Here is a 7,558-nt window from a genome sequence, read left to right on the forward strand (position 1 = left end):
TCAGGCGTGGGCGCGGTAGATCTCGCTCGCGATCCGCTCCTTGTAGGCGGCGAACTCGGGGGTCGTGCGCACCGACGGTGATCGCGGTGCGTCGTCCTCGTCGCCGGGCAACGAGATCCTGACGTCCTCGACGATGCGGCCGGGTCGCGCGCTCATCACGAGTACCCGGGTGCCGAGGAAGACGGCCTCGTCGACACTGTGGGTGACGAACAGGACCGTGCGGTGCTCGGCGTTCCGGATCGCGAGCAGTTCGGTCTGGAGCTTCTCGCGGGTCAGGGCATCGAGCGCACCGAAGGGCTCGTCCATCAGGATGATTCGCGGTTCGTTCACCAGCACCCGCGCGATCTGCGCGCGCTGCTGCATGCCGCCGGACAGTTCGTACGTGCGCCGATCCCCGAACTCGGACAGGCCCACGGTCGCGAGGATCCGGTCGGCTCGCGCGCGGCGCTCGGCCCGGGGGATACCGCGCAGCTTCGGTCCGAGTTCGACGTTGGCGCGCACCGACTTCCACGGGAACAGGTTGGGTTTCTGGAAGACCACCCCGCGTTCGGAACCGGGGCCCGTCACCGGGACACCGCCGATGTCGACGGTGCCGGTGGTGGGGGATTCGAATCCCGCGAGCATCTGCAGCAGGGTGGTCTTGCCGCATCCGGACGGGCCGACCAGGCACACGAACTCGCCCGCCTCGACGGTCAGATCGACGGTGCTCACCGCGGGCACCGCCGACGGACCGGTGCCGTACGACTTCGAGACCCCGGTGAAGGTGACCCGGTCGGTTCCCGTCCGGACGCCGGTCACGGCTGTGCGACCTTGCGTGCCGCGTCGACGTAGATGCCGTTCCGGTACACCTCGGGGTCGCTGACCGCGGTGATCTGGCCCTGTTCGAGCAGGAACTGTGCGGTGGAGAGCAGATTGTCGGCGAATGCGGCGCCGAGGTATTCGTCCGACGCCTGATCCGACGCCCGCAGGTAGGTCAGCCCGTCGAGCTGCGGGCGCACCTCCTCCGGTGAGATGCCCAGCTGGACCGCGAGCGCGACCGATGCCTCGTCGGGGTCGGTGAGGAGCTGTTCGACGGCCCAGTCCTGGGCCCGCGTCCACACCGCGACGAACTCCGGGTTGGCGTCGACGAATGCGCGGGTCGCGCCGGCGAGGTCGAAGGTCGGCACGCCGGCGGCGGCGGTGTCGGCGCTGGTGAGCAGCACGTGGCCGTCGGTGAGTTCGGACAGGGTCGGCTCCCAGATCCAGGTGCCGTCGATCTCGCCGCTCTGCCACGCCGCGACCGTCGCGTCGGGTGCCAGGTTGACGAGGGTGACCTGGTCGGTGATGCCGGCGCGGTCCAGTGCGGCGAGCAGGCTGTAGTGCGCGGTCGAGGCGAACGGCGTCGCGATCGTCTTGCCCGCGAGCTGTTCGACCGACGTGATCGCCGGATCGCGCACCACGAGGGACTCGGCTGCGCCGATGACGTCGTGGATCCAGACGACCTGTACGTCGATGTTCAGCGGCGCCGACAGCGCCTTCGTCGCGGGGCTGGAACCGAGCAGGCCGAGGTCGGCGCTGCCGGAACCGAAGGCCTGCACCACGTCGCCACCCGACGCGAACCGGCTCCACGTGATCTCGGCGTTGGGCAGGCACGCCTCGAGGATGCCCGAATCCTTCACGAGGAGATCACCGTTCGGGATGTCCTGGTAGGCGATCCGGGCGGTGGTGGTGATCGATTCGTCGACCTCGAACGGGCAGGCGCTCGCTGCGGCGGAACCGTCGGGGGAACTGCTGCGGTCGGAGGACACGCAGCCGGCGACGAGCGTGGCCGTTGCCAGCGCGGTGACGGCAACGAGTGTGCGCTTCATGATTTTCCCTTCCAGGGCACGGCGAGGACGCCGATCCATTTGATGACTGCGTCCAGCACGAGGGCGGTGATCCCGACGACAACGATGCACGCGATCGTCAGCGGTGTATCGAGTTGTGTGCCGGACAGATACGCCAATCCGCCGATGCCGGGGATGCCGTTGTTGAGTTCGGCCGCGACGACCGTCGTCCACGCAAAACCCACGGCGATGCGGATGCCGGTGAGCACTTCGGGTGCGGTGGAGGGCAGGACGACTTCGGTGAGCACCTGGCGGCGGTTGGCGCCGAGTGAGCGCACGGCGTCGATGTGGTCGCGGGGCACCGAATGCACGCCGTTGATCGTGGCGATGGTGATCGCTGGGAACGCGGCGAGGAACAGCAGCCAGATCTTCGAGGTGTCGCCGATGCCGAACCACACGATGAGCAGGCCGATGTAGCCGAGCGGGGGGAGGGCCCGCAGGAAGTTCAGATACGGCTCGACGAGGGTGTTGAGCGGTCGCCACATGCCCATCGCGAAGCCGAGGAGCGGGCCGACGACGATGGCGGCACCGACACCGGCGGCGATCCGCTGGCAACTGGCCAGCAGGTGTTCCCACAGGAAATAGCCCTGGGCGCCCTGCACGAGCCGGTCGACACCCGGTGCGACCGGATGCCAGGTGTTGGCCAGCACGAACGCGTCCCACACCGCGCCCGGCGACGGCAGGAACAGCGGTTCGATCAGGCCGGCAGCGGTCACCGCCCACCAGAGCAGCAGGAACGCGCCCAGTGCGACGAGACGGCCTGCGACGCGGCGGAGGAACGGGTTGCCCGGTCGCGGGGTCGCCGGCGTGGCGGTGACCGCGATGGTCGGGTCGTCGCGGGTGTCGACGGGGGCGTTCACGGTTCCGGCACCTCCTGGCCGGAATTACCGGGCCCAAAACAGCTTTCGATTCTCAGAGTGGTGATCATGGGCCGAGGTGACGCCCGCGTACAGGGTTCGGATCGTCGTGATCGAAACCCTTGCCTCGTGCGTGGTTTCGGTAGCGGCAACTACCGAAACCACGCACGGGGCGCGGGGGCTAGGAGACGGGGACGGGGGATGAGCGTCGGGCGGCCGGGCGGGGCAGGGCGTAGTGGTCGCGCAGCGTCGTGCCCTCGTATTCGGTGCGGAACACACCGCGGCTCTGCAGGATCGGCACGACGTGGTCGACGAACGCGTCGAAGCTGCCGGGCAGATAGGGCGGCATGATGTTGAAACCGTCGGCGGCACCGGCCTCGAACCAGGTGACGATCCGATCCGCGACCTGCTCCGGGGTGCCCACGATCGTGCCGTGCCCGCGGGCGCCGGCGAGGCGATGCAGCAATCCGCGCAGGGTCAGGCCGGGTTCGCGTTCGACCATGTCGAAGATGACCCGCGAACGGCTCTGCGCGCCCTGCACGTCCTCGGGGTGGGGCAGCGCGTGCAGCGGAACCGGACCGTCCAGGGGGAACCCGGACAGGTCGACGTCGTCGAATCGGGACGACAGGTGCGCCAACCCGACCTCGGGTATCGACAGATCCGTCAGGTCCTGCTCGATGCGCCGTGCCTCCGCCTCGGTGGAACCGATGATGGGAGACAGGCCGGGAAGGATCTTGACGGTGTCGGGGTCGCGGCCGAACGCCGCCGCCTGGGCCTTCACGTCACGGTAGAAGTCCTGCGCGTCGCCGAGGTCGACCTGCGCGGTGAAGATCGCCTCGGCGAAGCGCGCGGCGAACGCGCGGCCCTCCACGGACGAGCCTGCCTGGACGAGTACCGGGTGCCCCTGCGGTGAGCGCGCCGCATTGAGGGGCCCGCGAACCCGGAAGTGTGGTCCGGCGTGGTCGATCCGGTGCACCCTGTCCGCGTCGGCGTAGATGCCGCGCTCGCGATCGACGACGACGGCGTCGTCCTCCCAGCTGTCCCACAGGGCAGTGGCAACCTCGAGGTATTCGGTAGCGCGTTCGTAGCGGTCGGTGTGGCCGAGCCGGCCGTCGAACCCGAAGTTGTGCGCGGCCGCGGAGGACCACGAGGTGACGATGTTCCATCCCGCACGTCCGCCGCTGATGTGGTCCAGCGACGAGAACTGGCGGGCCAGGTTGTAGGGCTCCGTGTACGTGGTGGACGCGGTTCCGATGAGACCGATGTGCTCGGTGACCAACGCCAACGCGGACAGCAAGGTCAGCGGCTCGAAACTGCTCTGCGCGACGCGGTCGGCGTGCCGTCCGACCGCCGGGACGTCCGCCAGGAAGATCGAATCGAACCGTCCGCGCTCGGCCGTCTGTGCGATCTCGCGGTAGTAGTGCACGTCGTCGACGCGTTCGGGGGTGGTACCCGGCAGTCGCCACGACGCTTCGTGGTGGCCGGTCGCGGGAACGAACACGTTGAGATGCAATCGAGAAGCCATAGCGAACACCCTCCGAAATACTGTCGGCACAAATCACCGGCAGTTCAGCAGGGTTCGGACGCCGACCCAATACTTCTGCTCGACGTGATTCCAGGGAGGGGTAGTTCAGCATCGGCGAGTCGAGGATTGCGTCCTCGTCCCTGAACGAATGTTGGTGCCCGTGCGTGGTTTTGGTAGCGGCAACTACCAAAACCACGCACGGGCACGGGGGACGGGTCAGGTGGTGAGGATGGTGGCCGCGGCGGTGCCGGGGGCTCCGTAGAGCTGTGCGAAGCCGACGCGGGGAGTACCTGAGATCTGCCGGTCACCCGCCTCGCCACGCAGTTGCCGTACCAACTCGTGGACCTGCCGAAGCCCGGACGCGCCGATCGGTTCGCCGTTGGCGATGAGGCCACCGTCGGTGTTGACGGGAAGCCGGCCGCCGATCTCCGTGTGGCCCTCGGCGATCAGTTTCTCCTGGTCGCCGTCGGCGCAGAACCCGGCCTCGGCCATGTGGATGACCTCGGCGCCGGCGTCGGTGTCCTGCAGTTGCACGACGTCGACCTCCTCGGGTGCGATCCCGGCCGCCTCGAACGCCGCACGCGACGCGTAGACGGTGGGTGAGGCGTCCTCGTCGACGGGCGCGAACGTCGTGTTCACCTCGTAGGCCCCGTATCGCCGCGTGCGGATCTCGACCGCCCGCACGTAGACGGGGGTGCGGGTGAAGCGGTGCGCCATATCCGCCCGGCACATGACGACGGCGGCGGCGCCTTCGTCGGGCGCGCAGAACATGTAGTGCGTCAGCGGGTAGTTCAGCACCGGGGAGTCGAGGATCGTGTCCTCGTCGATGGGCTTGCGGCGAAACGCATTCGGATTCAAGGCCCCGTTGCGGTAGTTCTTCGCCGCGACCTTCGCGAGGGTGCGCTGCGAGATGCCGTGGTCGTGCAGGTACTTGTTGGCCTTCATCCCGAAGAACTGGGTGGTGAGGTACTGGCCGTTCTCCCCGTACCACCTCGGCATCCCGACCAGAGTGGGGTCGACGGTGAACGCCCCGCGCGGATGCTTGTCCATCCCGATCGCGATACCGATGTCGAAGCGGCCGACCCGGATCGAATCGGCACACACCTGGGTGGCGCTCGCCGCGGTCGCGCACGCGTTGAACACGTTCGTGAACGGCAACCCGGTCAGACCCAGCGTTCCGACGATCGCGTCGGGGTTCGCGATCTCCCAGCTACCCCCGACGGCGAACTGCATGTCCTTCCACTGCAGTCCCGCATCGTCGAGCGCGGCCTGCACAGCGTCCGCGCCCATGTCCATCGCGCTCTTGCCGTCGAACCGGCCGAACGGGTGCAGTCCCACCCCGATGATGGCGACATCGTTCACTTCGACTCTCCTCAGTCGCTCAGACCGCGCGGAACGCGAACGTGACGGTTTCGGTGCCGTCGTCGTCGACGGCGATGGGCACCATGGTCAACTCCACCTCCATGCCGAAATGCAGCTTGCTCGGGTCGTTCTCGGTGAGCCGCCCCTCGATGCGGACGACGTCGTCGAGCTGGACCAGTCCGACGCCGAACGGGGTGAACGTCGCGGCCGTCTCGCGCCCGGCGTAGGGAGGGCCGGGAAGAAAGCCCTGCGTCGTCCACGACACGAGGGTTCCGCGCCGCGGCAACGTGGTCTCGGCGACGTTGCGCGAACTGCACCGCGGGCACCGCCGGTGCGCCGGAAATGCGACCGCCTCGCAGTCCCGGCAACGGCTGCCGAGGAGCTGCGGGTCGGGGTCGGGCCACGTGGAGATCTCAGGTGCCAGGGCTCGGGGCATCGGGCTTCTCCTTCGTGTCGGCGGCACGGCGAACCGAATGTCGACGAATATACGGTAAGCCATACAGTAAAAACATTGCCGCTCGTGTGGGCGCTGCTCCTCGGCGAACGGCGTGAGACCCACGGTTGCCTGCCGGACCTGGTTCGGGATTGACTTCACGGACGCCCGTACAGATGCAGGAGGGTTCATGGAGTACCGCAGGTTGGCCGGTACGATGGCGGTGGCCCTCGCGACGACCCTGGCGTCCGTGTCACTGACGGCGTCCGTGTCGTTCGCCGACGCAGAGCCCCTCGTGCCCGCAGCCCCGGTCGCCGAGGCGTTCACCCTGCCGGAACTGATCGGGCCCTACCTGTCGGACGTTCCCGCGCGCGGCACGTACATCGGCGTCCTCGACGGCTTCACCGAGATCCGCGATACGCGTCCCGACCTGCTGCAACGCAACCTCGACCTCGGCGTGGAGATCAACAACGCCGCGACCCCGGTCGAACAGCAGCGCGCCCTGTTCGACGACAACCACGACCGCCTGCTCTCGCTGTCCGACGGCCTCGGCGACGGACTCGGTGCCGTCTTCCGCACCGCGCTCGCCGAGCATCGGCTGCCGAAGGTCGCGGCCCTGCTGGCCGGGGACATCGCCCGCGCCGGCGGCATCGCGAACTCGACGCTCCTCGAGAAGAACCACTGGAGCAATCCGCGGCCCTTCGAGGTGGTGCCCGAACGCATCGTCGCCTATCGCGGCGACGGTGTCAGCGGCGGCGCCGACCCGTTCGCCGAGGTGTACGGCACCGACTCGTACCCCTCCGGGCACGCGTCGCAGGGGTACTGGAAGGGCATCCTGCTCGCCGGCATGCTGCCCGAACTGGCGCCGCAGATCCTCACCCGCGCCTCCGAGATCGGCAACGGGCGCATCGTGCTCGGCGTGCACTACCCGCTCGACGTGATGGGTGGCCGCATCATGGGCCAGGCGGCCGCGGCGGACCGGCTCGGCGACCCGGCGTTCGCGCGGCTCGTCGGCGAAGCGGGCGCGGAACTGCGGGCCGTGCTCGAGACCGTCGCCGGGAGGCCGCTGCGGGACTACATCGCCTCCGACACCCCGTACCGGCCAGCGGCCACGGCCCGCGCCGAATACCGCGAGCGGCTCACCTACGGGTTCGAGCGGATCCATCCGGACGCTGCGAACGACATTCCCGCCGAGGCCGCGGTCCTGCTGCGTGCGGCCGCACCGGGCCTGACCGACGAGCAGCGCCTGGATGTGCTGCGGCGGACGGCGATTCCCGCCGGCTACCCGCTGGACCGGACCGGCCCCGAGGGCGGCTGGCTCCGGATCGATCTCGTCGCCGCTCACGAGGCGGTCGCCGGGAACTGATCCCATCGTTCCGATCACAGGGATTTCAACGCTTCAGCGGCACCGAGCCACGGCTCTAGTGCCGCATCACGCAACGTTTGCCCTGTCGACGATCTCGCGTAGTTTCTCGTCGACTGCGTGCTTGTTCCGCCAGATGATGTAGCGACGAAT

7 protein-coding genes are annotated in these 7,558 nt (G+C 68.7%); 1 reads left to right on the forward strand and 6 read right to left on the reverse strand.

The window, feature by feature from the left end:
* The 6 genes from ACWDUD_RS18420 to ACWDUD_RS18445 form a co-directional block, all read right to left on the reverse strand.
* On the reverse strand, positions 1–798 hold the full coding sequence (locus tag ACWDUD_RS18420; protein WP_450110210.1) for an ABC transporter ATP-binding protein: 798 nt from the start codon (positions 796–798) through the stop codon (positions 1–3).
* Entirely contained in the window at positions 795–1,847 is a 1,053-nt protein-coding gene (locus ACWDUD_RS18425) for a taurine ABC transporter substrate-binding protein (RefSeq protein ID WP_450110211.1), read from the reverse strand. Before ACWDUD_RS18425 ends, ACWDUD_RS18420 begins: the two co-directional genes overlap by 4 nt.
* Positions 1,844–2,725, reverse strand: coding sequence for an ABC transporter permease (locus ACWDUD_RS18430; RefSeq protein WP_450110212.1), 882 nt, complete (start codon positions 2,723–2,725; stop codon positions 1,844–1,846). The genes ACWDUD_RS18425 and ACWDUD_RS18430 overlap by 4 nt, the downstream gene beginning before the upstream one ends.
* 178 nt (positions 2,726–2,903) lie before the next feature.
* Positions 2,904–4,247, reverse strand: a complete 1,344-nt coding sequence (locus tag ACWDUD_RS18435) for an LLM class flavin-dependent oxidoreductase (protein ID WP_450110213.1) — start codon at positions 4,245–4,247, stop codon at positions 2,904–2,906.
* A 216-nt stretch (positions 4,248–4,463) separates the two neighbouring features.
* Positions 4,464–5,609, reverse strand: coding sequence for a thiolase family protein (locus ACWDUD_RS18440; RefSeq protein ID WP_450110214.1), 1,146 nt, complete (start codon positions 5,607–5,609; stop codon positions 4,464–4,466).
* A 19-nt stretch (positions 5,610–5,628) separates the two neighbouring features.
* A complete protein-coding gene (locus ACWDUD_RS18445; protein ID WP_450110215.1) occupies positions 5,629–6,045 on the reverse strand; it encodes a Zn-ribbon domain-containing OB-fold protein in 417 nt (138 codons plus the stop codon).
* A gap of 187 nt (positions 6,046–6,232) precedes the next feature.
* Between ACWDUD_RS18445 and ACWDUD_RS18450 the strand changes: the two genes are divergently transcribed.
* Complete coding sequence (locus ACWDUD_RS18450; RefSeq protein WP_450110216.1) at positions 6,233–7,408, forward strand: acid phosphatase; 1,176 nt, start codon at positions 6,233–6,235, stop codon at positions 7,406–7,408.
* Positions 7,409–7,558: the final 150 nt, after the last annotated feature.

The organism is Rhodococcus sp. NPDC003382 (assembly GCF_053589135.1).